General features: G+C 70.9%; 25 protein-coding genes and 1 pseudogene. 14 read left to right on the top strand and 12 right to left on the bottom strand.

Annotation, left to right across the window (positions count from 1 at the left end; translation table 11 throughout):
* Nucleotides 1-21 precede the first annotated feature (21 nt).
* Nucleotides 22-633, bottom strand: a complete 612-nt coding sequence (locus ABNG04_RS09625; protein ID WP_371162168.1) for an NYN domain-containing protein — start codon at nt 631-633, stop codon at nt 22-24.
* A gap of 186 nt (nt 634-819) precedes the next feature.
* Here ABNG04_RS09625 and ABNG04_RS09630 point away from each other — a divergent pair, with 186 nt between their 5' ends.
* The 3 genes from ABNG04_RS09630 (at nt 820) to ABNG04_RS09640 (ending at nt 2,832) form a co-directional block, all read left to right on the top strand.
* Nucleotides 820-1,071: a DUF7999 family protein gene (locus tag ABNG04_RS09630; RefSeq protein ID WP_371162169.1), complete on the top strand. Its 252-nt coding sequence runs from the start codon at nt 820-822 to the stop codon at nt 1,069-1,071.
* A gap of 116 nt (nt 1,072-1,187) precedes the next feature.
* Nucleotides 1,188-2,366: an inorganic phosphate transporter gene (locus ABNG04_RS09635; protein WP_371162170.1), complete on the top strand. Its 1,179-nt coding sequence runs from the start codon at nt 1,188-1,190 to the stop codon at nt 2,364-2,366.
* A gap of 37 nt (nt 2,367-2,403) precedes the next feature.
* A complete protein-coding gene (locus ABNG04_RS09640; protein ID WP_371162171.1) occupies nt 2,404-2,832 on the top strand; it encodes a universal stress protein in 429 nt (142 codons plus the stop codon).
* Between the two features lie 36 nt (nt 2,833-2,868).
* On the opposite strand, the gene ilvD is transcribed toward ABNG04_RS09640, so the two are convergent.
* A complete protein-coding gene (ilvD, locus tag ABNG04_RS09645; protein WP_371162172.1) occupies nt 2,869-4,653 on the bottom strand; it encodes a dihydroxy-acid dehydratase in 1,785 nt (594 codons plus the stop codon).
* A gap of 138 nt (nt 4,654-4,791) precedes the next feature.
* Here ilvD and ABNG04_RS09650 point away from each other — a divergent pair, with 138 nt between their 5' ends.
* Nucleotides 4,792-5,337, top strand: a complete 546-nt coding sequence (locus ABNG04_RS09650) for a metallophosphoesterase family protein (RefSeq protein WP_371162174.1) — start codon at nt 4,792-4,794, stop codon at nt 5,335-5,337.
* A gap of 91 nt (nt 5,338-5,428) precedes the next feature.
* Here ABNG04_RS09650 and ABNG04_RS09655 read toward each other — a convergent pair whose 3' ends face one another.
* On the bottom strand, nt 5,429-5,821 hold the full coding sequence (locus ABNG04_RS09655) for a VOC family protein (RefSeq protein WP_371162176.1): 393 nt from the start codon (nt 5,819-5,821) through the stop codon (nt 5,429-5,431).
* A 152-nt stretch (nt 5,822-5,973) separates the two neighbouring features.
* Here ABNG04_RS09655 and ABNG04_RS09660 point away from each other — a divergent pair, with 152 nt between their 5' ends.
* The gene (locus tag ABNG04_RS09660) at nt 5,974-6,354 is read left to right on the top strand and encodes an SHOCT domain-containing protein (RefSeq protein WP_371162177.1); all 381 of its coding nucleotides are present in this window, start codon (nt 5,974-5,976) and stop codon (nt 6,352-6,354) included.
* Between the two features lie 14 nt (nt 6,355-6,368).
* Here the strand turns inward: ABNG04_RS09660 and purQ are convergent, their stop codons facing one another.
* Nucleotides 6,369-7,046 (bottom strand): phosphoribosylformylglycinamidine synthase I, encoded by a 678-nt coding sequence (gene purQ / locus ABNG04_RS09665; RefSeq protein ID WP_371162179.1) that lies wholly within the window; start codon nt 7,044-7,046, stop codon nt 6,369-6,371.
* Nucleotides 7,043-7,294 carry a phosphoribosylformylglycinamidine synthase subunit PurS gene (gene purS, locus ABNG04_RS09670; RefSeq protein WP_371162181.1) on the bottom strand — a complete coding sequence of 84 codons (252 nt, stop codon included), beginning with the start codon at nt 7,292-7,294 and terminating at the stop codon, nt 7,043-7,045. Before purS ends, purQ begins: the two co-directional genes overlap by 4 nt.
* Nucleotides 7,295-7,474: 180 nt before the next feature.
* Between purS and ABNG04_RS09675 the strand changes: the two genes are divergently transcribed.
* Nucleotides 7,475-8,455, top strand: a complete 981-nt coding sequence (locus tag ABNG04_RS09675) for a formyltetrahydrofolate deformylase (RefSeq protein WP_371162182.1) — start codon at nt 7,475-7,477, stop codon at nt 8,453-8,455.
* 67 nt (nt 8,456-8,522) lie between these two features.
* A pseudogene (locus ABNG04_RS09680) lies at nt 8,523-8,710 on the top strand (hypothetical protein).
* Between the two features lie 58 nt (nt 8,711-8,768).
* On the opposite strand, the gene ABNG04_RS09685 reads toward ABNG04_RS09680, so the two are convergent.
* From ABNG04_RS09685 to ABNG04_RS09695, 3 genes are read right to left on the bottom strand one after another with little or no spacing between them, the layout of a single operon-like run.
* The gene (locus ABNG04_RS09685) at nt 8,769-9,536 is read right to left on the bottom strand and encodes a methyltransferase domain-containing protein (protein WP_371162184.1); all 768 of its coding nucleotides are present in this window, start codon (nt 9,534-9,536) and stop codon (nt 8,769-8,771) included.
* Nucleotides 9,533-10,744 (bottom strand): glycosyltransferase family 4 protein, encoded by a 1,212-nt coding sequence (locus tag ABNG04_RS09690; RefSeq protein WP_371162185.1) that lies wholly within the window; start codon nt 10,742-10,744, stop codon nt 9,533-9,535. Before ABNG04_RS09690 ends, ABNG04_RS09685 begins: the two co-directional genes overlap by 4 nt.
* A 7-nt stretch (nt 10,745-10,751) precedes the next feature.
* The gene (locus ABNG04_RS09695; RefSeq protein WP_371162187.1) at nt 10,752-11,168 is read right to left on the bottom strand and encodes a hypothetical protein; all 417 of its coding nucleotides are present in this window, start codon (nt 11,166-11,168) and stop codon (nt 10,752-10,754) included.
* Between the two features lie 166 nt (nt 11,169-11,334).
* On the opposite strand from ABNG04_RS09695, the gene ABNG04_RS09700 reads away from it, so the two are divergent.
* Entirely contained in the window at nt 11,335-11,715 is a 381-nt protein-coding gene (locus ABNG04_RS09700; protein ID WP_371162189.1) for a DUF7475 family protein, read from the top strand.
* Nucleotides 11,716-11,799: 84 nt separating this feature from the next.
* Here ABNG04_RS09700 and ABNG04_RS09705 read toward each other — a convergent pair whose 3' ends face one another.
* Both ABNG04_RS09705 and ABNG04_RS09710 read right to left on the bottom strand, forming a co-directional pair.
* On the bottom strand, nt 11,800-12,582 hold the full coding sequence (locus ABNG04_RS09705; RefSeq protein WP_371162190.1) for a CDP-alcohol phosphatidyltransferase family protein: 783 nt from the start codon (nt 12,580-12,582) through the stop codon (nt 11,800-11,802).
* Between the two features lies 1 nt (nt 12,583).
* Nucleotides 12,584-15,598: an ATP-dependent helicase gene (locus ABNG04_RS09710; RefSeq protein ID WP_371162191.1), complete on the bottom strand. Its 3,015-nt coding sequence runs from the start codon at nt 15,596-15,598 to the stop codon at nt 12,584-12,586.
* Nucleotides 15,599-15,729: 131 nt separating this feature from the next.
* Here ABNG04_RS09710 and cmk point away from each other — a divergent pair, with 131 nt between their 5' ends.
* Both cmk and ABNG04_RS09720 read left to right on the top strand, forming a co-directional pair.
* A complete protein-coding gene (gene cmk, locus ABNG04_RS09715; protein WP_371162192.1) occupies nt 15,730-16,344 on the top strand; it encodes a (d)CMP kinase in 615 nt (204 codons plus the stop codon).
* Nucleotides 16,345-16,447: 103 nt separating this feature from the next.
* Entirely contained in the window at nt 16,448-16,627 is a 180-nt protein-coding gene (locus tag ABNG04_RS09720) for a hypothetical protein (protein WP_371162194.1), read from the top strand.
* Between the two features lie 897 nt (nt 16,628-17,524).
* Here ABNG04_RS09720 and ABNG04_RS09725 read toward each other — a convergent pair.
* Nucleotides 17,525-17,995, bottom strand: a complete 471-nt coding sequence (locus ABNG04_RS09725; RefSeq protein WP_371162196.1) for an MGMT family protein — start codon at nt 17,993-17,995, stop codon at nt 17,525-17,527.
* A gap of 131 nt (nt 17,996-18,126) precedes the next feature.
* On the opposite strand from ABNG04_RS09725, the gene trpC reads away from it, so the two are divergent.
* The 4 genes from trpC to ABNG04_RS09745 all read left to right on the top strand — a co-directional run bounded on the left by trpC (nt 18,127) and on the right by ABNG04_RS09745 (nt 21,964).
* Nucleotides 18,127-18,951, top strand: coding sequence for an indole-3-glycerol phosphate synthase (gene trpC / locus ABNG04_RS09730; RefSeq protein WP_371162197.1), 825 nt, complete (start codon nt 18,127-18,129; stop codon nt 18,949-18,951).
* Nucleotides 18,948-20,246, top strand: a complete 1,299-nt coding sequence (trpB, locus tag ABNG04_RS09735; RefSeq protein WP_371162198.1) for a tryptophan synthase subunit beta — start codon at nt 18,948-18,950, stop codon at nt 20,244-20,246. The genes trpC and trpB overlap by 4 nt, the downstream gene beginning before the upstream one ends.
* On the top strand, nt 20,247-21,092 hold the full coding sequence (gene trpA, locus ABNG04_RS09740) for a tryptophan synthase subunit alpha (RefSeq protein WP_371162199.1): 846 nt from the start codon (nt 20,247-20,249) through the stop codon (nt 21,090-21,092).
* Between the two features lie 80 nt (nt 21,093-21,172).
* Nucleotides 21,173-21,964, top strand: a complete 792-nt coding sequence (locus ABNG04_RS09745; RefSeq protein WP_371162201.1) for a 2-amino-3,7-dideoxy-D-threo-hept-6-ulosonate synthase — start codon at nt 21,173-21,175, stop codon at nt 21,962-21,964.
* A 23-nt stretch (nt 21,965-21,987) separates the two neighbouring features.
* On the opposite strand, the gene ABNG04_RS09750 is transcribed toward ABNG04_RS09745, so the two are convergent.
* Nucleotides 21,988-23,541 (bottom strand): HTTM domain-containing protein, encoded by a 1,554-nt coding sequence (locus ABNG04_RS09750; protein WP_371162203.1) that lies wholly within the window; start codon nt 23,539-23,541, stop codon nt 21,988-21,990.
* Nucleotides 23,542-23,550: the final 9 nt, after the last annotated feature.

The raw sequence follows: 23,550 nt of genomic DNA on the forward strand, positions 1-23,550 counted from the left end.
TGGGGCGCGGCGTGTGCCCGCTCACGACGAGGGGGAATCGGGGGTCGCCTCTTCCTCGCCGGACGCGACCGCCTCGTCGCCGTCGAGCGTCACCGAGCCATTGGCGGCGTTGCGGAGGGCGTCCGACCGGCCGAACTCGCCGGGTGCGATGGCGAGCGTCCGGATCCCGTAGCCGTTCGCAGTCTCTACGACCGGCTTGAAGTCCGTGTCGCGGGAGGCGATCGCGAGCGTGTCCATCACCCCCTCCGCCGCCAGCCGCGCGGCGTCGACCGCGAGTTTCACGTCGACGTCGCCGCTCGTGACCACGACCTCGAAGCCGCGCGCCTCCGCGGCCTGGATCAGCCCCGGCGTCGCGTGCTCGTCGAGGTAGAGGCGGGTCGCCACCAGCGGCCCCTCGGCCTCGGCCGCCAACCGCACGTCGTCTAGGTCGACATCGAACTCCTCGCGCAACACGTTGGGGCCGTCCACGAACAGAGCGACCCCGTCCGCATTCGGGTCCGTCTCGCCGTCCGCGATGCGGTCCCTCTCCCCGTCCGCGCCGGGGTTCGTCGCACCGTCCGTACGCCTCTCGGCGTCGGCGGTCGCGTCGCCGTCGGGAGTCGTCTCGCTCTCTGGCCCGTCGCCTCGGTCCATGACCCGCCTTCGCCGTCGCGAGAGATATGTATGGTGATCCGCGGGGCGGGCAGGGTGTGAGGGCGGGCCCGAACCCGCCAGTTCGTTTCGGCACTTCAACACCTTATATCGATATTACGTCTTGCCTGACGACCGTAGTGAATATACGGAGGCTTGAAGTAGTATGTCCAGCAATAACGGGATAAGATGTCGCAATCGAACGCATACACGGTCATTTCCGCACAGAACGATCACGAATGTACCACGGTACGTGCCCATCCGCGCAACGAGACGTTCCACATCGTCGACTACGCAGACGAGGACGCCCGGGAGCGCGTCGCGGACCTGCCCGTGGGCTCGGTAGTCCGGATGGAGCTGTCCCGCGCGGGGCGTCGCAGCAACGTCTGGTGCGCCGAGTCGGTCAAGCCGGCCCAGACCGACGGCGGCGAGCGCCAGTAATCGGAATCCACACCCGACGCTCATCCTACGCGTCGGTCGCCACCCGGGGCACCGCCGCTGGAACTCCGCCGGTCGTTGCGACACCTATTTGCGACCGATGAGAGTACGCCCGGGTGATGGTCGAGACGCTGCTCGCGATCGGGATCGTCGCCTCGGTGTTCGTCGGGTTCAACATCGGCGGATCCTCCACCGGCATCGCGTGGGGGCCGCCCGTCGGGGCCGGCATCGTGACGAAGACGACCGCCGCGGCCCTGATGACGGTGTTCGTCTTCCTCGGCGGCTGGACCGTCGGCCGAAACGTGATGGACACGCTGAGCGGCGGGATCGTCACGACCGAGCTCTCCCTTTCGGCTGGGGTCGCGATCCTGTTTTTCATCGGCTTCGGGATCCTCATCGCGAACGTCTTCGGCGTCCCGGTGCCGACCTCGATGACGACGGTCGGAGCGATCGCCGGGCTCGGCTTGGCGACCGACACGCTGAACTACGCCACGGTCTCGCGGATCGTCTCTTGGTGGGTCGTCACGCCGATCATCGGGTTCTGGATCGGGCTCGTCATCGGGCGGTACGTCTACCCGGTTGTGAACCGCCGGGTAGATATCAAGAAGTCGCCCGGGCCGCTGCTGCGCCTCGATCGCGACGGTGGACTGCCGACCCCTGCGCTCGGCCCGAACACGACGTGGACGGAGCTCGTGAGCACGGTCGTCGTCCTTGTGATCGGGTGTTACATGGCGTTCAGCGCCGGCGCGAGCAACGTGCCGAACGCCGCCGCGCCGCTGGTCAGCGGGGTCGGCGGGCTGCCCGACGACACCGCGATCGGGATCGCCACGGTCGCCATCGGGGTCGGCGGCTTCACGATCGCCCGCCGGACGATGGAGTCGGTCGGGGGCGAGCTCAGCGACATCCCCCTGCTCGCCGCTCTCTTCGTGATGACGACCGCGTCGACGATCACGACCGTCCTCTCGTACTTCGGTATCCCGATCAGCCTCGTCATGGGGACGGTGATGACGATCGTCGGCATCGGCTGGGGGCGCGCGACGCGGCCGGTGACCGTTCAGGAGGCGGTCTCGCGGAGCACGGGCGACAACGAGATCGTCACCGGGGCGATAACCGTCTCGGGGGACGAGGAGGAGCAATCGGCGCCGATCGGCGAGGCTGAGCCGGAGGCGGTGCTCACCGCGGGGGACCTGTTCAACCCGCGGGCGGTGCTCAAGTACGTCTCGATGTGGATCATCGGGCCGTCGGTGTCGACCCTGTTGGCGTACGCGTTCTTCGTCTTCGTCCCGGGCGTCGCCTGACGCGAGCAGTTAGGTGGGTCCGAGACCACGGGGAGACATGGTCGAACGAATCCTTGTGCCGATGGACGACTCGGAGCAGGCCGAACGGGCGCTCGGGTACACGCTGGACAACTTTCCCGACGCCAGCGTCGCCGTCGTCCACGTCGTCGGGGCGCCGTCGGCGATGATGGGTGAGGCGGCGTCGCTCGCACTCGCGGACGACTTCGAGGCGGCCGCGGAGGAACGCGCGGCGACCGTCTTCGAGCGCGCCCGCCAGTTGACGGCCGACCGCGACCGCGAAATCGAGACGGTCGTCGGCGTGGGCCACCCCGCGCGCAACATCATCGATCGCGCAGCGGAGTACGACACGGTTGTGATCGGCGCGCACGGGGCCGACCGCGGTCGGGCGACGCGCCGCTTCCTCGTCGGCAACGTGGCCGAAACGGTCTCGAAGCGCGCACCCGTCCCGGTGGTGCTCGTCCGCTGAGGTTCCGGAGCCGGGCGCCTCGCCCGCGCCGGCCGTTCAGTCCCGCGTGAGCCGCGGGTTCGTCACCGCGCCCTCGGCGGCCGAGGCGAAGTCCCGGCCGTACTTCGCGAGGATGCCGCCCTCGTAGGGCGGTTCGGGGGCTTCCCACGACTCGCGGCGCTCGGCGAGTTCCGCCTCGGAGAGGTCCACCGTCAGGTCGCGCTCGGGGATGTCGACGGTGACGTGGTCGCCGTCCTCGATCAGCCCGATCGGGCCGCCGACCGCGGCCTCGGGCGCGACGTGGCCGATCATCGGGCCGCGGGTCCCGCCCGAGAAGCGGCCGTCGGTGAGCAGCGCCACGTCGTCTTCGTGGCCCGCGCCGACGACGGCGGCGGTGACGCCGAGCATCTCGCGCATGCCGGGGCCGCCGCGGGGCCCCTCGTTGCGGATGACGATCACGTCGCCGGACTCGATCCCGCCGGACTGAACGTACTCCATCGCGTCCTCTTCGTTCTCGAACACGCGGGCGGGCCCCTCGTGGTAGAACTCGTCGTCGCCGGTCACCTTCAGCACCGACCCGTCCGGCGCGAGGTTCCCGTCGAGGATCTTGATCGCGCCCTCCGGCTCCTTCGGGTCGTCGACGGTGTAGAGGAAGTCGGCGTCGATCTCGTCGTCGTCGGGCAGCGCGCCGGACGCCTCCAACTCGGCGATCTCCTCCGCGAGCGTCCGGCCGGTCACGGTCATCGCGTCGCCGTGGAGCAGGTCGGCCTCCAGTAATCGGCGGAGCACGACCGGCACGCCGCCGATCTCGTGGAGGTCGTTCATGACGCGGCTCCCGCCGGGCTGGAGGTTCGCGATCTTCGGGGTGCGCCGAGAGATCTCGTCGAAGTCCTCGATCGAGAGGTCGACGTCGGCCTCGGCCGCGAGCGCGAGCAGGTGGAGGACTGCGTTCGTCGAGCCGCCCATCGCGGTCTGGGCCGCGATCGCGTTCTCGAACGACTCTCGCGAGAGGATGTCGGAGGGGCGGCGGTCGTTCTCGATACAGTCCATCGCCAACTCGCCGGCGCGCTCGGCGACCGCGTAGCGCTCCTCGTCCTCGGCGGGCGGGGAGGCCGAGCCGAGCGGTGCGAGCCCGAGCGCCTCCGACAGCGACGCCATCGTGTTCGCAGTGAACATGCCGCCGCAGGAGCCCGCGCCGGGACAGGCGTGCCGCTCCAGCTCGTCGAGCTCGTCGGCGTCCATGTCGCCCTGCGCGTACGTCCCGACGCCCTCGAACACTTGGACGATTGTCACGTCGCGGCCGTCGTGCTGCCCGGGCATGATCGAGCCGCCGTAGAGGAAGACGCTCGGGAGGTCCGTCCGGATGGCGGCCATCATCATCCCGGGGAGGTTCTTGTCGCAGCCCGCAACCGTCACGAGGGCGTCCATGCGCTCGCCGAAGGAGACCAGCTCGACGGAGTCGGCAATGACCTCCCGCGAGATCAGGCTCGCCTTCATGCCCTCCGTGCCCATCGAGATGGCGTCGGAGATGGTGATCGTCCCGAACTCGATGGGCATCCCGCCCGCCGCGTCGATGCCGTCGAGCGCGGCGTCCGCCACGTCGTCGAGGTGGACGTTACACGGCGTGATGTCGGCCGCCGGGTTCGGCACGCCGATGATGGGCGAGGAGAGGTCCTCGTCGTCGAATCCCATCGCGCGGAACATCGCGCGGTGCGGGGCCTTGTCCGGTCCCTCAGTCACCTCTCGGCTCGGCAGGTCCGCGTCTTTCGCCCCGGCGAACCGGTCCGTGTCCTCCCGGCGACGACGGCGCTCGTCGTCGGATCGCGACTGCTGTTCGCTCATACTCGCCCCTGTCGCTCGGGGGTCTTAAACCGCCGCGTCGGGGCGATGGTTGCTCGGCGGGGCGAACGAGTTCGGGAGACGGAGCGGCAGTGGTACCGACCGTCACAAAAATATGTCGTGTCACGGGGGTTCAAACCCGTGGACATCGCTATCCTCAGCGACACGCAGGTCCCGCAGCAGCGAGAAGCCCTCCCCGACCCGTTCCGCCAACGGGTCGCGGCGGCCGACCACGTCGTCCACGCCGGCGATTTCGGATCGGTCGCGGCCCTCGACGCGATCGAGTCGGCGGCGACGGAGCTGACAGCGGTGTACGGCAACGCCGACCCGGCCGCCGTGGACCTCCCGCCAGTCGCGTCCCTCTCCGCGGGCGGCGTCACGCTCGTCGTCTCCCACGGCATGGTCAACTTCGTCGAGCGCGCGGTCGGGAGCACCGAGGGCGTCGTCTTCGGTCCAAGTGACTGGTTCGACGCCGTGGTCGACATCGCGCAAGCTCGCGCCGACGGCGAGAGCGCGGTCGTAGGGGTTGCCGGGCACACCCACGAGGTCGTGGACGAAACCCATGACGGCGTCCGCGTGCTCAACCCGGGTACTGCGACCGGCGTCGGCGGCGACGAGGCGCCGTCGACGATGCTCACCGCCGAGGTTGCCGACGGTGCGATCGACGTGACGACGCATACGCTCTGAACCGAGCCCGGGGCCAGACGGGTTCACCGCGACCGCGCGGTAAGCCCTAGCGACCGCCCGTCGAGCGCTGCGACTGCCGGGATCAGGCGAGTCAGACCCGCGCCTTCAGTTCGACGCGGTAGCCGAAGGGGTCCCTGACGTACACTGCCCCCGCCTCGCCGGTCGCGCCGAGCGGCGAGTCGAGCGTCTTCTCGACTTCGACGCCGGCGTCCGCCAGTTCGCCCTCGATCGACTCGACCGACTCCTCGACGACGACCGCGACGTGGTCGTAGTTCGTCTTCGCCGGTCGCTCGAACTCGTCGGTCGGCCAGAGGTGGATCACCGCGGTCGCCGAGAGGCGCACGTCGAAGAACGGCTTCTCCCCGGCCGCCCACAGCGCGTCCTCGATGCCGAAGCCGAGCGCCTCGCCGTAGAACTCGCGGGCGTCCTCGGCGCCGTCCTCGGGAATGCGGAGGTTGACGTGGTCGATGTGGCGTGCCTTCACGGGCGGAGATTCGGCGGCCGGCCGCAAAAGTCGTTGGGGGAGTGCCGCCGGTTCGCGTCCGACCGGCAACGCGGCGGCCGGTGACCGCGTCGCAGTCCTGCGAACTGCGAACGCGCACGGTACACTTATGTGTAGACGTGTAACTGTCGCGCATGTCTGTACTCGGACTCCCCGCGGCGATACCGCTCGCGGGCGGGATGGCGGGGTCGGGGATGGCGGGCGGCATGGGCGGAATGGGCGGCGCGATGGGCATCGTTCCGCTCGTCGCCGTCCTCGCCCTCACGGCACTGGTCGTCGCAGGCGCCGTGGGCATCTGGACGGTGGCCGGCGATTCCGACGAGAGGTCGGGCACGAAGGAGCCGGCCGAGAACGCAGTCGAGCGCCTCCAGCGGCGGTACGCGGAGGGCGAACTCACGGAGTCGGAGTTCGAGCGGGCGCTGGAGCGCGAACTGGGGAGCGACGGGACGACCGAAGCCGGGATGGAGCCGGTCGGCGAGCCGAATCCGACGACCGAGACGAAGCGGGCGCGGTAGGACCGGGAAGTCGGTCAGGCGAACGCTTCGAGGATACCCGCGCCGTCGGTGCTGCGCCCGAGGTCCGGGAGCGTGGCGCGCTCGGGGTGTGGCATCAGCACGGCGACCGTCTCGCGCTCGCCGAGGACGCCCGCGATGTTGTCGGTGGACCCGTTCGGGTTCGCGGCATCGGTGATGTCGCCGTCTGCGTCGCAGTAGCGGAAGAGGACGCGGTCGTCGGCGACGAGGTCCGCGTGGGCGTCGTCGGCAATCTCGAAGCGTCCCTCGCCGTGCGCTATGGGGACCTCGATCACGTCGCCCGCGTCGTAGGCGGCGGTCCACGGCGTGTCCGCACGCTCGACGCGCAGGTGGACCGGCTCGCACTGGAAGCGCGCGGAGGCGTTCGTGGTGAACGCGCCGGGGGTCAGCCCGGACTCCGAACCGATCTGTGCGCCGTTACACACCCCGATCACGGGCACGCCGTCCTCGGCCGCGTCGCGGACCTCGTTCAGGATCGGGTCGCGGGCGGCCATCGCGCCGGCGCGGAGGTAGTCGCCGTAGGAGAACCCGCCGGGGAGGACGATCCCCTCGGTGTCGGCCGGGAGGCCGTCCGCGTGCCAGACGCGCTCGGCGTCGACGCCGAGGTGGTCGAGCGCGCGGACCGCGTCGCGGTCGCAGTTCGAGCCGCCGAACTGGACGACGGCGACCGTCATCGCTCTGCGACCGTCACGTCGTAGTCGTGGATGGTGGGGTTCGCGAGCAGCCGCTCGGCCATCTCGTCGGCGCGGTCGGCCGCTTCCTCGGCGTCGGCGGCGTCGAGGTCGACCTCGAACCGGTCGGCCGACCGGAGGTCCGACAGCTCGAACCCGAGCCGTTCGAGCGCCTGTTGGGTCGTCTCGGCCTCGGGGTCGAGGACGCCCCGCTTCAGCCGGACCGTCACCGTCGCCGTGTATGCGGTCATGTCCGTTGGTGCGGAGTCGTGTGTAAAAACCGTTTTGGAACGCCGTTTCTACGCACGTTCGTGGATATAGATCGGTCGTTCGTGCGGGAGGCAGGGACCGCGCGGAACGAAAGGGGCAAACCCCTCCGGCTGTTGGAGGCGATGTATGCAGCCGTTCGAACCCGCGGAGGTGATCGTCGCATGACCCGCGAACTGACCGAGATCACGGTCGTCGGAGGAGACAAGACCGGACTCATCGCGCGGGTCACCTCCCTGCTGTTCGAGCGGGGGATCAACATCGAGGACCTCGATCAGGCCGTCCGCGAGGGCGTCTTCCGGATGACGACTCGCGTGGACGCCGCGGAGATGGAGACGTCTCGCGGCGAGCTCCGCCGCGCGCTCGCCGAGCTCGGCCGCGAGCTCGACGTCGACATCCAGGTCCGGTTCCCGAGCGACCGCGACGCGCGCCGCGTCGCGCTGCTCGTCACGAAGGAGACGCACGCCCCGGAGGCGCTCCTGGAGGCCGAGGCCAACGGCGAACTGGCCGACGACGGCGCGGAGGCGGAGATCCCGGTCGTCATCGGCAACCGCGGCGACCTCCGCTCGCTCGCGGAGCGCTACGACAAGCCGTTCTACGACGTGGGCGACGGCAAGGGCAACACCGACGAGGGGCGCCTGCTCGACCTACTGGCCGAGTACGAGGTCGACCTGATCGCCTTGGCCCGCTACATGCGGATCCTCTCGCCCGAGGTCGTTTTCCGGTACGAGGGCCGCATCGTCAACGTCCATCCGTCCCTGCTCCCGGCGTTCCCGGGCGCGGAGGCCTACCGGCAGGCGAAGGACGCGGGCGTCCGGGTCGCGGGCGTCACCGCCCACTACGTCACGACCGACCTCGACCAGGGACCGGTGATCGCCCAGCGCGCCTTCGACGTGCCGCCGGGGGCCGACGTCGACGAGATCAAGCGCCGCGGCCAGCCGCTAGAGGCCGAAGTGCTGCTCGACGCGGTCCGGCTCCACCTCGCGGACGCAATCGCGGTCCATCGGGGGACCGTCCACGTGCGCGAGGACGTCGACGTCGACGCGCGGCTCGGGCTGAGCGAGGCGGCGGTCGACGCGAACCCGGACGAGCCCGTCGACGGCGAGCCGCTCACCCGGTCACGCCCGTCGGCCTCGGACGACTGAGCGGGGAGACCGCACCGACCCAGCCCGCCGGCTACTTTTAGTCGACCACGGCCGCAACGTCTCGAGCATGACCGAGCGCCGCGCCTGGGTTCGCTTCCTCGCGGACAGCGCGGGGCTCGTCCGCAGCAAGAGCGGATGATCCTGCTGTTCCTGCTGCTGCTGTCGATCGCGGCGCTGGCGGTCTTCCTCCACTACACGACGCTCGTGCTCGAGGGGCTCCCGGAACCGATTCCGACCGAGCCGATCGGCCCCTAGTTCGTCGTTTGATAGGGACAGACCGGGCCGGGCCGGACCCCTCCATCGGTCGAGCGCGTCAATCGAGGTGGACCAGCAGGTCCCGGTTCGCGGCCTCGTAGCGGAGTTGCCCGTCGTCGAGCGCCTCCCGCCGTCGCTCCGCCCAGCCGCTCGCGTCGAGGCCGGTCTCGCCGACCGCGCCCTCGACGGTGTCCAGCAGGTGCGAGAGGACCGTCCGCTCGCCCGACTCGTACGGCGGTTCGATCACCCACGGCGACGCCCCCTCCGCGATCACGGCCGCCTCGCGGGCCAGGGCCGTCGCGCCGTCCGGCCCCCCGGGCCGGAACTCCCGCATGTGCCGGTGGTAGCCGTCGAGGACGGCGTCGTCGTCGGGGTCGGCGGGCGCGAAGCGCGTCTCACCGTCGTAGGTGATCGGCGCGTACGCCATCGGGGCGACGTCGGCGAAGGCGTCGACCGCCGGCGCCGCGTCGACCACGTCGAAGAACGCGCAGCCGACCACGGCGTCGAACCGATCGTCCGCGGCCGCCGCCGCGAATTCGAATGCGTCGGCGGCGTGGAACTCGACGCCGACGTCGCCGCACGCGTCACCGATCCGGGCCTCGCCCGCCGCGAGCGCCGCCTCGTGGGCATCGACGGCGACCCATCGGCCCCCCTCAATCACCCCCCAGTCGACGAGGCGCTCGACCATCGTCGCCGTGCCGGCACCGACTTCGAGGATCGTCGGCGCCGGTGGGAGCTCGGCAGCGAAGCGGTCGAGCACCTCGCGGTCGAGCGAGCGGTCGTCGAGCGCGCGCTTCGCGTCGAGGTACGCGGCGTGGTCGCTCACGCCCGCTCACCTCGCCGATCCTCGCCGCGGTAGCGCTCGCTCGCTTCGCCGCGGCGGCGCTCTCCTCCTCGCCCTCCGCGGCGCTCGCTCCCTTCGGTCCGAGCGTGTTCCGCCGCGAGGAAGTCGATCGCGCGGTCGAGCGTCTCTGGCCACCCCGGCTGTGCCTCGTAGTCGCGCCGCGCGGCGACGCCCATCGTCGCCAGCCGCACTCTGTCGTTGAGGTCACGGAGCGCTGCGGCGACGGCGCGCGAGTCATCCGGCGGCGCGAGGACCCCCGACACCCCGTCCCGGACGAACTCGCCCGCCCCGCCCGCGGTCGTCGCCAGCGGGACGCAGCCGAACCCCATCGCCTCCAGGTACACCATGCCGAACGGCTCGTAGCGCGACGGGACCGCCAGCACGTGCGTCTCGCGGAGCCGCGCCGCGACCGCCTCGTCGTCGAGTCGACCGACGAACCGGATCCGGTCGCCGATCCCGGCCGCCGCGACCGCGTCTTCGACGCGCTCGACGTGGTCGGGCGCGATCGTCTTATCGCCGACGACGGTCGCTCGCCAGTCGACGTCACCCGCGTCCAGCCGCGCGAGGGCGTCGACGAGCACGTCGAGCCCTTTTCTCGGGACGACGTTCCCGAGGAAGGTCACCTCGAGCGGGCCGTCCCGCGCCCGCGCTTCGATCTCGGAGGCGGAGACGACCGGATCGAACCGGTCGCCGGCCGGCGGCGCGACGGCACACCGCCCCGGACCGCCCAGCCCGGCCGCATCTCGGCGGGTCTCCTCGGCGTTGTAGACCGCGGCGTCGACGCTCCGGAGGAACCGCCGCTCGACCGCCGCGGCCAAGCGACGCGAGAGCCCCGAGCGGGCGCGCTCGGCGACGCCCGACGCGTCCGGGCTATCCCCCGTCGCCGCCCGCGCACGCCACGCGATCATGTGGACGAGCGCGACGATCGGCGCGTCGATCCAACGGTTCGCGAGCAGCACCGACGGGTGCGCCAGCCCGTCTTCGACCACCACGTCGAACCGCGACAACCGCTCCGCGAACCGTCTCGCGCGGAGGTTGGGCGCGAGACGGCGGCGACACGAGCCACGCGGGAGCGACACGACGTCCACAGTGTGCCCGCGTTCGCGGAGCCGGTCGCGGAGCCGACGGTCGTAGTAGAAGCCGCCGGACCCGGACTCGATGTCGCCGGCGAGGATGAGGGCGACGCGCATCGGACGGTCACCGGATCTCGCCGGTGTAAGCGACGCTCGCGACGTCGTCCTCGCGGAGGGTCACCGTTGGCTCCGTCGCGGCCGGGGCGTCGCTCGTCGCCGTCGCCTCGAACAGCGTCCGGGCGAGGCGCTCAGCGGTGGGATTCCCCTTTAGCTGGTCGTTGAGCGTCTCGTCGCGGTAGCGGTCCGCGGCGTCCGCGAGGGAGGTGAAGAGCAGCTGGAGGGTCGGCTCGGTCTCGTCGGCGACCGTCTCGGGGCCGAGTTCGCCGCGGTACGCGAGTAGCTCCGACCCGGCGCTCACCGCCGAGACGGACGCCTCGGCGACCACATCGCCGAGAGCGGGAACGGGTTCCTCCGTCGAGACGGCCTCGACGCGCTTCGGACCGACGAACTCTACCGCCCGTCCGATGTCGCCGTCGCTCACGCGGCCTCACCCGTCCGTGGGCGACGACTGAGACGAGATAGCATTGGCGATCAGACGGACCGATGCGTCATAAACCCACGGCGGCGACGGCGGCCGTCCCCACGTCGGCCGTCGATTCGGGGGCGGGAGTAGACATAAGCCGACCGAGTCCGTGGGTCGGACATTCATGGCACACTCCGACACTGGCGTCGACATCGAATCGTTGACTCCGCTTCACTGGATCGGGATCCTCGCCGCGACCGTGTCCGGAATCGTCCACCTCGCTCTCGTCGTTCTGGTCGGAGGAGCGTTGGGGGTCTCGTTCTTCTTCGCGACCCTGGGCTTCGGCGCGGGCGTGACGGCGATCGTCTCGGGGTATCGCCGGCGGCTCGTGTACGCGCTCGGGATCCCGTTCACCGCCGGGCAGATCGTCCTGTGGTACGTCATCAACTTCGTCTTCGGGACGTACTCGTTTCCGGCCGACATCGGCGTGTACGGCGCCGTCGACAAGGTCGCCCAGGTCGCGTTGATCGCCGTCCTCGCGGTCCTATTGTACCGGGAGTCCTGACGTCATGCGCGCGCCGTGAGGGTTCTTTCTGTCCCCCGCTCGCTCTCGGCGTCCGTCGTCGTCGCCCGGCGTTAATTTGAACGGTCAGTCGCGGCTCCGCCCGGCCGCGATCGGCGGGTCCTCGCGGCCGAGCCGTCCCGTCGCGGCCGCCCAGTCGCGGGCGAAACTCGCCAGCAACGCCGCGAGCGCGAGCGCCGCGAACGCGGTGAGCGGCGACCCTTCGCCCACCCCGTTCGGGACGAGCGCGAGCGTGACGACGGCGAACTGCGCGGTGCCGACGAACGGGCGGATCCGGCTCGGCGGGAGCTCGTACACCGGCGCGCCGGTCCGCCGCCGTCGCCACAGCGACCCGGCGTAGGCGTACCAGACGCCGCCGGCGAGGAGGTACCACGCCGGGAGCGCCCCGAGCGCGACGGCGACCGCGGCCCCGACGAGGACGGCCAGCGCGTCCGTCGCGCCGTCAAGGCGAGCGCCGAGAACCGTCTCCCGGGTGCGGCGGGCGACTGCCCCGTCGACCGCGTCGAGGCCGACCGCGCCCGCGAACAGCGCGACTGGGATCCACGGGTGCGGCGGGGCGGCCGCCAGCGCGCCGGCGAGGACCGACGCGAGCCAGCCGCGGAACAGCGTGATCGCGTTCGCCGGGCCGAGCCGCGACTCCGGCCGCTCGTCGCCGGGGGGGTGGTTCGCCGAGCGGTTGGTCCACGCGTACGCCGCCAGGTACGCGCCGGGCGCGACTGCGGCGAGCACCCACGTGGACCCGAACGTGCGCCACAGCGCGGCGAGTCCGAGCACGCCGAGCATCACCACGCCGGCGAACCGGAGTCGGAGCCGGGACCCCGGCGACGCCGCCGACTCGGAGTCAGCCATCTCAGTCGTCCTCCCCGTTCGGTGGCGGGTCGCGCTCTCCTTCTCCGCCGTCCTCGGGCGGGGAGATCTCGTCGCCTCGGTCGCGGTCGGCGCTCCGCGGCTCCTCGCCGATCTCCTCCATGACGCGGGCGTGGAACTCACGCAGGACCGCGGACTCGTCGTCGGCGATGACGGTGTCGGAGTCGACGAGCGTCGCCAGCCCGAACGCGAGCGGGCTGGGCGAGTCGACGACCCGGTGTTCGACCGCGAGGTCGCCCGCCGCGATCCGCCCGACGACCTCGCGGATCCCCGCGACGTCCAGCCGGTCTTCCAGCAGTTCGCGGTGCGTCTCCTCTAGCACGGCGAACTCCTCTAAGTCGGCCGCGAACGACAGCAGCATCTCGGCGGAGACCTGCTGTTCGGCCGCCGACTTCTCGTACCCCTTGTACCGCTTCAGGATGAGCAGCGCGCGCCCGGCGTCGATCCGGAAGTACCGCTGGAGCAGGTCGGTCCCCTGGACGGCCTCGCGGAGGTCCTCGCGGACCGTCTCCGGGTCGAGCTCGGCGAGGATCTGCGCCACGTCGACCTTGCGGTTCAACGGGAGCGCGAGGCTGAACCCGCGGTCCGCGACCGCGACCGCAACGTTGGCGTCGGTCCGGTTCGCCACCGCCGCCGCGACGAGCCGCGAGAGGCCGTCGTTGAACCGCCGCCCGTACGTGGCGTGGACGTAGAAGCGGCGCTTGTACTCGCTGCGGTCGAGCTCCTCCTCGACGACGAGGCGGTCGGGCGTCGAGACGGACTCTGGGCCGGCGTACCGGACCTGCTCGTCGTACATCCGGGCAAGCGCGCGGACGGCGTTCTCGTCGAGGGGGAACCCGCGGAGCCACGCGCGGACCGCGGCGGGACCGGCGCTCGGGTCGTCGCCGGCCAGCCGGTCGAGGAGCTCGGCTTGGAACGCCAACACTTCCCGGGCGAGGTCCGCGGAGAGCGGGAGACGCTCGGCGAACCACGAGGGGACGGTCGGGCGCTCGCTCGTCCGGTCGGCGTACACCTTCGAGCCGCGGCGGTACCGGAACGCGAACCGCTCGCCGCCTAAGGCGAAAACGTCGCCCGACTCCAGCGTGTCGAGGTACGACTCGTCTAAGGTCCCGACCCACTCGTCGTTCCGCGTGAAAACGTCGCAGGTGAACGAGTCGGGGATTGTCCCGACGTTCGTCATGTAGATGACCCGCGCGAGCCGCCCGCGCTTCCCGACGAGCGTCTCGCCGACCGGGAACTCGGGGTGGTGGTGCTCGCCGTCGGGCGGGTCGTTGCCGTCGCGCCACACCTTCGGATAGACGTTCTTCTCCTCTAGGCCGTCGTAGTCGCCGGTGAGGTACCTGAACAGCCGCTCGTACGCCTCGTCGTCGAAGCCGCGGTACGGGTGCGCGCGGCGCAGGATCTCCTGGACCTCGCGGTCGGGACGGATCCGGTTGATGGCCATCCCGTAGACGTGCTGCGCGGCCACGTCGTACGCCCCTTCGGGCGGGAACACCCGGTCGACGAACCCGTCTTCGGCGCGCGCGAGCAGCGTCGCGCACTCGATCAGCTCGTCGCGATCGAGCGCGAACACCCGCCCCTCGACGGTTTCGCCCGGGCTGTGCCCCGCGCGGCCGACGCGCTGGAGCAGCGCCGCGACCGACTTCGGCGAGCCGACCTGGACGACTAAATCGAGGTGGGGCATGTCGATGCCGAGTTCGAGGCTCGTCGAGGTGGTGACCACGTCGAGCTCGCCCGACTTCAGCCCCTCCTCGACGCGCGTCCGCTGCGCCTCGCCGAGGCTCCCGTGATGGACGCCCGAGTCCGACTTGTCGTAGCCGAACCGCTGGCGGAGCTCCTGGAGCGTGCGCTCGGCCCCCGACCGCGAGTTCGTGAAGACGAGCGTGTTCTCGTGGGCCTCGACGAGGTCGTGAAGCGACTCGTAGAAGCGGTCGGTCACCGTCGAGCGCGGGGTGTGGACGAGGTCGGCCGCGGGCGTCCGGAGTTCGAGGTCGAACTCGCGGGCGAACCGGGCGTCGACCACCTCGCAGGGCCGCGTCTCGAACCCCTCGAACTCGCCGACCGCGCCCGCGGCGCGCTCGCGCCCCGCGAGGAACGAGGCGATCCCGTCGAGCGGCTCGACGGTCGCCGAGCAGCCGATCCGGGTGATGTCCCCGGGGGCGTGCGGCTCCGGACCGTTGCCCGCGTCGTCCGCGTCAGGGCCCTCGTTGCGCGTCAGCTCCGTCAGCCGCTCCAGCGACACCGAGAGGTGCGTGCCGCGCTTGTTCGCCGCCAGCGAGTGGATCTCGTCGACGATCACGTACTCGACGGTCCGGAGCTTCTCCTTGAACTTCGGCGAGTTGAGCAGGATCGCCAGCGTCTCCGGCGTGGTGTTGAGGACGTGGGGCGTCTCCGAGAGCATCGCCTGCCGGTCCGCCTTCGAGGTGTCGCCGTGGCGGATCGCCTGCCTGACGCCGGGGTCGTAACCGTCGGCCGAGGCGGCTTCGGCGTCTCCCCCCGCGTCGCGGGGCGCGCTCTCCGCCTCCGCGGCAGCGACCGCCTCGCCGATCCCCTCGAGTGGGGTCTCGAGGTTGCGCTCGATGTCGTTGGCGAGCGACTTCAGCGGCGAGACGTAGAGGCAGTAGACGGAGTTCTCCAACTCGCCGTCGCGGTCGCGCGCGAAGAGGTCGTCGAGGACCGCGAGGAAGGAGGCGAGCGTCTTCCCGCTGCCCGTCGGCGCGGCCACGAGGCAGTTCCGGCCGTCGTCGACGTGGGGGATCGCCTCGCGCTGCGGCGGCGTGAAGAAGCCGCCGTTCTCGCCGACGTACGCGCCGAACCGCTCGACCCACCAGCGCTGGACAGGCCGCGAGAGCCGGGCGAGGACGTCGGCGTCCGCGATCGGGACCGTCTCCGGGTCGAACTCGGGGGCCTCGATCGCGCCCCGATCGATCGCGTCCCGGAGGAGCGCCCGCGCGGCGGCCTCCTCGCCGCGGTCCGTGGTCTCGCTCACGAACTCCATGAGGGCTCGGGTAGGGAAATCGGTTGCGTCGACCCCACGGATCCTCGCGCGACCGACCCGTCGTCCGTCGGCCCCGCGGACCCTCGCGCGACCGACCCGTTTATCCCCCGCGGTTTCGTGTCGCCACACGCATGAGCGGCACCTCGCCGGAGCCCGACCGAGGGATCGACCGCAACCTGTTCGTCACCGTCTCGGGGCCGCCGGGCTGCGGGGCCACCACCCTCGTCGAGGGGATCGCCGAGTCGCTCGACTGCGGCTACGTCTCCGGGGGCGAGCTGTTCCGCGAAATCGCCGCCGAGCGCGACATGAGCCTCTCACAGCTCATCGCCGAGACCGGCGAGTCCGAGGCGATCGACCGCGCGCTCGACAAGCGGCTCCGTCGCATCGCCGAGAAGTGGGGGGCCGCGAACAAGGCGTTCGTCCTAGAGTCGCGGCTGGCGGGATGGATCGCCGGCAACCGCGCCGACATCCGGATCTGGCTCGACGCCCCTGACGAGGTTCGCGCGGACCGGACGGTCGACCGCGAGGAGATGACCTCCGAGATGCAGGTCCGCGAGGTGATCGAAGAGCAGCGCTACAAGTCCTACTACGGGATCGATCTGTCGGACCGCTCCATCTACGACCTGGTCATCAACACCGGGCGGTGGGACGCCGCGGCGACGCTCGACGTGGCGCTCACCGGGATCGAGCGCTACGACGTCGACGAGGACGAGGGCGCGTTCGACACGCCCGACTTCGAGATCTGAGCGGCCGCGACCGACGGCCGGCCGACTCCGTCAGAACCGGAAGACGGCGCTGAAGTGGTTGACGTGCCAGGGCCCGGATACACGCCCCACGCTGGTCGTCGCAGTGGAACGCGCCGACGAAGTGGATCTCGTCCTCCTCGCGCAGGTCGTTCGCGACCTCGCGCAGGTCGTTCGCGACCTCGCGCAGCCGGGCCGGTCGCTGCTCGTAGTCGTCCGCCTCGCCGACGACGGGTACCCGGCTCTTCGAACCCCGGGATGCCGGTCAGCGCTCCGCCTTCGTTGAACACGTGGATGTCGCCATACCCGTCCTCGTCGAAGACGAAGTCGTTCTCCGCGTCGCCGCCGTCGCCGAACTTCTGCCCGAGGTTGTGGAACCCGACCAGCCCGCTCCCCGCCGGCGTGACGAACGGGTCCTCGGGGCCGAGCTCGCTGTCGTCCGCGAGCGCCGCGAACTTGACAACCCAGATTGTACACTGTCCGTTCGGCAGGGCGTCGTGGACGTTGATGTTGACGCGCGTCCCGGTAGCTCCGCCGTTGCCGTTTCCATTCGAACCCCCCGCGGGTTTGACGCTGCCAACCGTCGCCGTGCTGCCGACGTCGCTGTACTCGCCCCACGTCACCGGGACCCAGGCTCATCGTAGCCCGCGTCGCGGTCGTACCCCTCCAGCGGACGGACGACCTGGTGTTTCCTGTCGTTCAGCGGGCGGCCGAGCGTCGAGTCGTACTCGTCGCTCCCCTCGATGATCTCGTCGAGCGGAATGGAGACCGGACCCGGATCGAACAGCTCCGTGTCCGGGGCGAACGGCGCCGTCTCCCCCGCCGCGTCCGTGATGAAGTTCGGGTTCGTCAGGACGCCGATATCCGCGCTGGCGTCGGGTCCGCCCCCGTTTCCGCTTCCGTTCCCGTTGCCCCCCTTTCGCGCTCACGGTCCCGCTCGAGACGCCGGCGAACCCGGCGACGCCGAGGAACCGCAGCGCGCCGCGCCGCGGCATCCCGCCCGTTAGTCCGTCGCTCTCCGTCTCCGTGCGCTTCTCACCTTTCATGTCGAATCACCAACTACAGTCGAAAATGGCGGGGCGCGGCCGGCTTAGACCTGATTCGGTCGCGTATCTGTACCGAACGATAGCAAAGAATTATTTTGCCGGGTTCTTCCGGTCTACGCGCCCTGAGCGGCCCGACCTCACCGAGAGAGCCCTTCGACGCGTCGCAGTTCGCCCCGCACGTCGCCCGGCGTCGCGTACGGACCGCCGCTCACCCTGTGGTCGGGGAGCAGGACGGGGACCGGATTGTCGGCGAGCGCGCCGGTGACGGTCTCCAGGTCGTCCGCGTCGTCGGGGTCGAACCCGGCGAGCTGCGCGAGCCGACTCACGGAAACCTCCTCGCCGTAGGGGACGCTCCGGAGCGCCTCCAGCACCTCCCGCTGGTCCGTCGGCACGGTGAGGCCGAGCGCCACCTCGGCGAACTCGTCGCGCTCGCCGTCGAGGTACACGTCGATCCGGTCCAACAGCTCGTGGTCGCCGTCGGCGTCGCTCGGCGGCTCGGCCGGGAACGACAGCGAGATCACGCGGCCGCCGGCGAACCCCACCTGGACGGTCCGGTCGATCTCGTCGAACTCCCGGGCGAAGACGCCAGACGTGCCGGCCATACTCATACCCTTCATTGGGCGGGTGGTTCACTTAAAACATCTCCCGCGAGCCGCGCTCGCGTTGCCGCTCTGTGGGTACATGAGGCGATCCGATCCCCGCAAGTCTTATGAACAGATACGTACATTAGTGTATAGTAATGGACGATCCAGACGAGCTGGCGCCGGCGGTCAGATCGATCCTGTCCGCCGCCCGGGACCGCGCCGACGCGAGGGCGGGAGCGATCGTTTCGGTCGCGCCGCGCGACCTCTCGGCCGCGTTCGAGCGGGCGGCGGCGGACGGGCGCGTGCCGCTGATCGCCGAGGTAAAACCGACGAGCCCGACCACCGAGGGGGCCCGCGAGGACGACCCGGTCGCGCTCGCCGAGGGGATGGTCGCCGGCGGGGCGGCCGCCCTGAGCGTGCTCACCGAGCCCGAGCACTTCGGCGGGAGGGTCGAGACCCTCGAACGCGTGCGCGACGCGGTCGACGTGCCGGTGCTCCGGAAGGACTTCGTCGTCGAGGAGGCGCAGTTGGACGCCGCCGAGAGCGACGTCGTCCTGCTCATCGCCCGGTTCGTCGGCAACGACCTCGCTGACCTCCTGGCGGCCGCCCGCGAACGGGGCTTCCAGGTCCTCGTGGAGGTCCACGACCGGTCGGAGCTGGAGCGCGCGCTCGACGCGGGCGCGACGACGATCGGCGTGAACAACCGCGACCTCGCGGAGCTCGTCGTCGACCTCGGAACCTTCGAGTCCGTGGCGCCCCACGTCCCAGACGGCGTGACGCTAATCGCCGAGAGCGGCATCGGGTCGCCGGCGGACGTCCGCCGGATGCGGGCGGCGGGCGCCGACGCCCTGCTCGTCGGCAGCGCGATCATGGACGGCGACGTCGAGGCGAACACCCGCGACTTGGTGCGGGCGGAGGCGGGAGACGGCGGCGCGAGCGGCGAAAGCGATACCACCGACGCGACGGAGACACCCACATGAGCGAGACCGACACGCGGACGACGGAGGAGATGAGTCGACGCCCCGGCCGCGAGCGCGGCCGCGACGACGGGAAGTTCGGCCGCTACGGCGGCCAGTACGTCCCGGAGGCGCTGATGCCCGCGATCGAGGAGCTGGCCGACGCCTACGAGCGCTACGTCCTCGACAACGAGGAGGGCTTCGTGGACGAGTTCCGGGAGCGCCTCGCCGACTTCGGCGGGCGGCCGACGCCGCTCCAGCGGGCGGACCGGCTCTCGGAGCGCTACGACACGGAGGTGTACCTCAAACGCGAGGACCTGCTCCACGGCGGCGCGCACAAGCTGAACAACGCGCTCGGGCAGGTCCTCTTGGCGAAGTACATGGGCAAAGAGCGCATCATCGCGGAGACCGGCGCGGGCCAGCACGGCACCGCGACCGCGATGGCGGCGGCGCACCTCGACATGCCCTGTACGATCTACATGGGCGAGCGCGACATCAACCGCCAGCGGCCCAACGTGTTCCGGATGAAGCTGAACGGCTCCGAGGTGAAGCCGGTCACGACCGGCCGCGGCACCCTCAAGGAGGCCATCTCCGAGACGATGCGCGACTGGGCCGAGACGGTCGAGGACACTCACTACGTCATCGGGTCGATCGTCGGCCCGCACCCGTTCCCGGTGATGGTCCGCGACTTCCAAGCGATCATCTCCGAGGAGGCCCGCAAGCAGACGATCGAGAAGACGGGCGGGCTCCCGACGGACGTAGTTGCCTGCGCGGGCGGCGGGTCGAACACCATGGGCACGTTCGCCGACTTCGTTGACGACGAGTCCGTCGCGCTCCGCGCGGTCGAGGCCGGCGGCTCCACGCTCGACGTCGACGAGGAGGCGGGCGTCGCGCCGAACTCCGCGTCGCTGTACACCGGCGACGAGGGCGTCCTCCACGGGGCGCGGACGAAGCTGCTCCAGGACTCTGACGGGCAGATCATGGAGAGCCACTCCATCTCCTCCGGGCTCGACTACGCCGGCGTCGGCCCGGAGCTCGCGTACCTCGTCGACGAGGGGCGCGTGGACCCGGTCGCCGTCGACGACGACGACGCCCTGGAGGGGTTCCACCGGCTCTCGAACACCGAGGGGATCATCCCGGCGCTGGAGACGGCGCACGCGTTCGGCTACCTCGAGGAACACCACGAGGAGCTGGGCGATCGCGTCGTCGTCAACGTCTCCGGGCGCGGCGACAAGGACCTCGACGCCGCCATCGAGGAGACCGACCAGCGGGACGTGGCGAACGCGCCGGACATGTCGATGTTCACGGGGGGGATGTAGATGGCGAACTCCGAGGCCGTCGCCGCTGCGTTCGCCGACGGCCCCGCCTACGTGCCGTACCTCGTTGTCGGCGACCCGGACTACGAGTCGTCGAAGGCGTACGTCGAGGCGCTCGACCGCGGCGGCGCCGACGTGATCGAGCTCGGGCTCCCGTTCTCCGAGCCGATCGCCGAGGGGTCGACGATACAGGAGGCGCTCGTCCGGTCGCTCGACGCGGGGACGACGCCCGCTCGCTTCTTCGAGTTCGCGGAGGATCTCGACGTCGACGCCGCGTTGGTGTGTATGACGTACTACAATCTCATCTATCAGTACGGCGAGGGCGAGGGGCCGCGGCCCTTCGTCGAGCGCGCCGCGGCGGCCGGCATCCAGGGGCTCGTCGTCCCGGACCTGCCGGCCGAGGAGGCGGACCCGCTGCGCGAGGCGTGCGACGACCTCGGGCTCGACCTCGTCTTCATCGTCGCGCCGACGACGCGCGACGACCGCCTCGACCGGCTCATGGAGCGCGTGTCGGGGTACGTGTACGTCCAGGCCCGGCTCGGGACGACCGGGGCGCGCGACGACGTCTCGGACCAGACTACGGAGAGCCTCGACCGGCTCCGCGAGTACGACGTGCCGAAGGCGGTCGGGTTCGGCATCTCGGCCGGCGAGCACGCCGAGCGCATCGTCGCGGGCGGCGCCGACGGGATCATCGTCGGCTCGGCGCTCGTCGACATCGTCGCCGAGGGGGTCGCGGAGGACCGCTCGACCGCGGCGGTCGCGGACCGACTGGAGGCGCTCTCCCGCGAGCTGAAGGAGGGCGCGGAGCGCGGGCACCGCTCGCGGACCGAGCCCGTCGAGTCCGCCTGAGCTGAAACGATCCAATACGTCCCCGAACGAAACCGACTTACCTCCGATTGCCACACTCTCACACAACGATCCACCCCATCATGACAGCAGGACTCTCGGCACGACTCGACCGCATCTCCACGAACGACCGCTACCTCGTCGTCCCCATGGACCACGGGATTACGATGGGGGCCGTCGAGGGGCTCGTCGACATCGAGTCGACGATCGACGGCGTCACGCGCGGCGGCGCGGACGCGGTGCTCACGCAGCGCGGCATCGCCGACCGCGTCCACGACAACAAGAACGATGCGGGCTACATCGTCCACCTCAACGGATCGACGACGATCGGCCCCGACGAGCGCGACAAGCGCGTCACCGGCACCGCGGAGGACGCGGTCCGCGCCGGCGCCGACGCCGTCTCGTTCCACATCAACGTCGGCTCGGAACACGAGCCGGAGCAGATCGAGGAGCTCGCCGAGCTGACCGCGGACGCCGAACGGCTCGGGCTGCCTGTCCTCGCGATGGCGTACGCCCGCGGCCCGGGCGTCGACAGCACCGACCCCGAGTCGCTGGGCCACGCGGTCCGGCTCGCCGAGGAGCTCGGCGCCAACGTGGTGAAAACGGGCTACTCCGGTGACGGCGACTCGTTCGCCCGCGTCACGGAGTCGACGCGCCTCCCGGTCGTCATCGCGGGTGGGTCTAAGGGGACGGACCGGGAGACAGTCGAGATGGTCCGCGGCGCGATGGACGGCGACGCCGCCGGCGTGTCGATGGGGCGGTCGATCTTCCAGCACGACGACCCCGAGGGGATCGCGCGGGCGGTGTCGGCGATCGTCCACGACGATGCCTCGGTCGAGGAGGCGCTGCGGGCGGGCGGGTTCGTCGAGGCCTGAGGCCGGTCAGTTACCGGTCCGGGTCAGCAGGCGACGCGTATCTGTTTCTTCGCCTCGGGCTCGCCGACCGGCCCGTCGGCGTCGACCGACTGTTCGACGCGGAACACTGTCACCGATTCCACGTTACGGTCCGCGCGCTCACAGAGGTACGACGCGACCGGACGGTACCGGGACTCGCCGGCGTGCTTCATCCTGAACCCGAACTGGTGCCAGAGGGTCGTCGGATACGTCTCCGCCGCGTCGGGCGGCCGGTCGTAGGTGGCCGGCTCGCCGTCTCGCAGGTCGACCGGATCGCCGGACTCGGGCGTCCCCCGGACGACGTACCAGCTCGACGCGTCGGGCGGATTCGGCGCGAAGAACGACCAGCTCACCTCCGATAATTCGCCGGTCGTCTCCGACGCCGGGAGATCGACGAGACCGACGCCCGCCGCCTGCCACCAGACGAGCGCGACGAAGAAACCCACGAGCAACGCGCTCGTCCCCACCTTCATCGCGCGCCGAGCGCGCGACGGAGTCGAGTCCGCGGCGCGGGGCTTCGTGCCGCCGTCGCTCCGGTGAGCACGCACGGGGTCCGCGAGCCGCGTCGACTCGCGGAGCCTCGCCGTGATGGCCTCGAGGCTGTCCCACGCGCCGGGCGGGAGGAACAGGAGAAGGATCGCGGTCATGACGAACGGGAACATGGCGAGGCGCATCGTCGCCGCCATGCCGAGATGCGCGGCGACGAACGCGAGGGCGACGCCGGTCCGGCGCCGCCCGATCGCGACGATCAACGCGGGGGACGCCGCGAGGAGCGCGATCCACGACCAGTTTATCGCCGTCAGCAGCGCGACCCGCTCCGAGAGGAGCGGGCCGAGCCCCACGGTGAACTCGCCCAGCTGGAAGATACGCGGGACTGCGACGCCGGACATCCACGCGTCACTCCGGTACTTCGAGACCGCGTTCGCCGCGTATATCGACACGAGCGTCAGGAGCGCGACCGCCGTCCCGACCGAACAAACTCGCGAGTCGAGGGCGCTCTCCGGGCCGTCACCGTCCCGTCGGTCGGTCTCCTCGTCGGCGCCCCGACCGCTCCGCGAGTCAGCGCCGAGCGACCAGCGCGCGTCGAGCGGGAGGAAGAGGCTCAAGAAGAGGAACACGACCAGGATCGTGTTCCCGCCGTTGATCACGTACGGGTTCCGCGCGTACAGCGACGCGAGTAGGACCAGAGTGAGACCTGTCGCCGCCCGCGTGCGGTAGCCGACCAGCATCGAGGCGGCTGTGAGGACCCCGACCGCAAGCAGGCCCGTCTGTATCCGCGCTGAGCCGGATATCGCGTACAGCGACGCCTCCGCCAGCAGCGGGAAGCTCTCGGCCAGCGTCGAGCGCGGGAGGACGCCCCCGTCCGTGTAGAACGTTCCCACCGCCGGCAGCCGATAGACGAGCAGGTCGGCGAGGACGAAGAGCGCCACCCCGATGCGGAACGCGCCGAGCGCCCGCGGGTCGATCCCGAGGTGGGGCGCGGCGCGTTCGCGGACTGACTCGCGGACGGCGGCGTAGCGGGACCCGGCTTCCGGAGGGCGCTCCGCGGGCGACGACATTCAACTGAC

This window comes from Halorubrum miltondacostae (assembly GCF_041379815.1).
Classification (GTDB): domain Archaea; phylum Halobacteriota; class Halobacteria; order Halobacteriales; family Haloferacaceae; genus Halorubrum; species Halorubrum miltondacostae.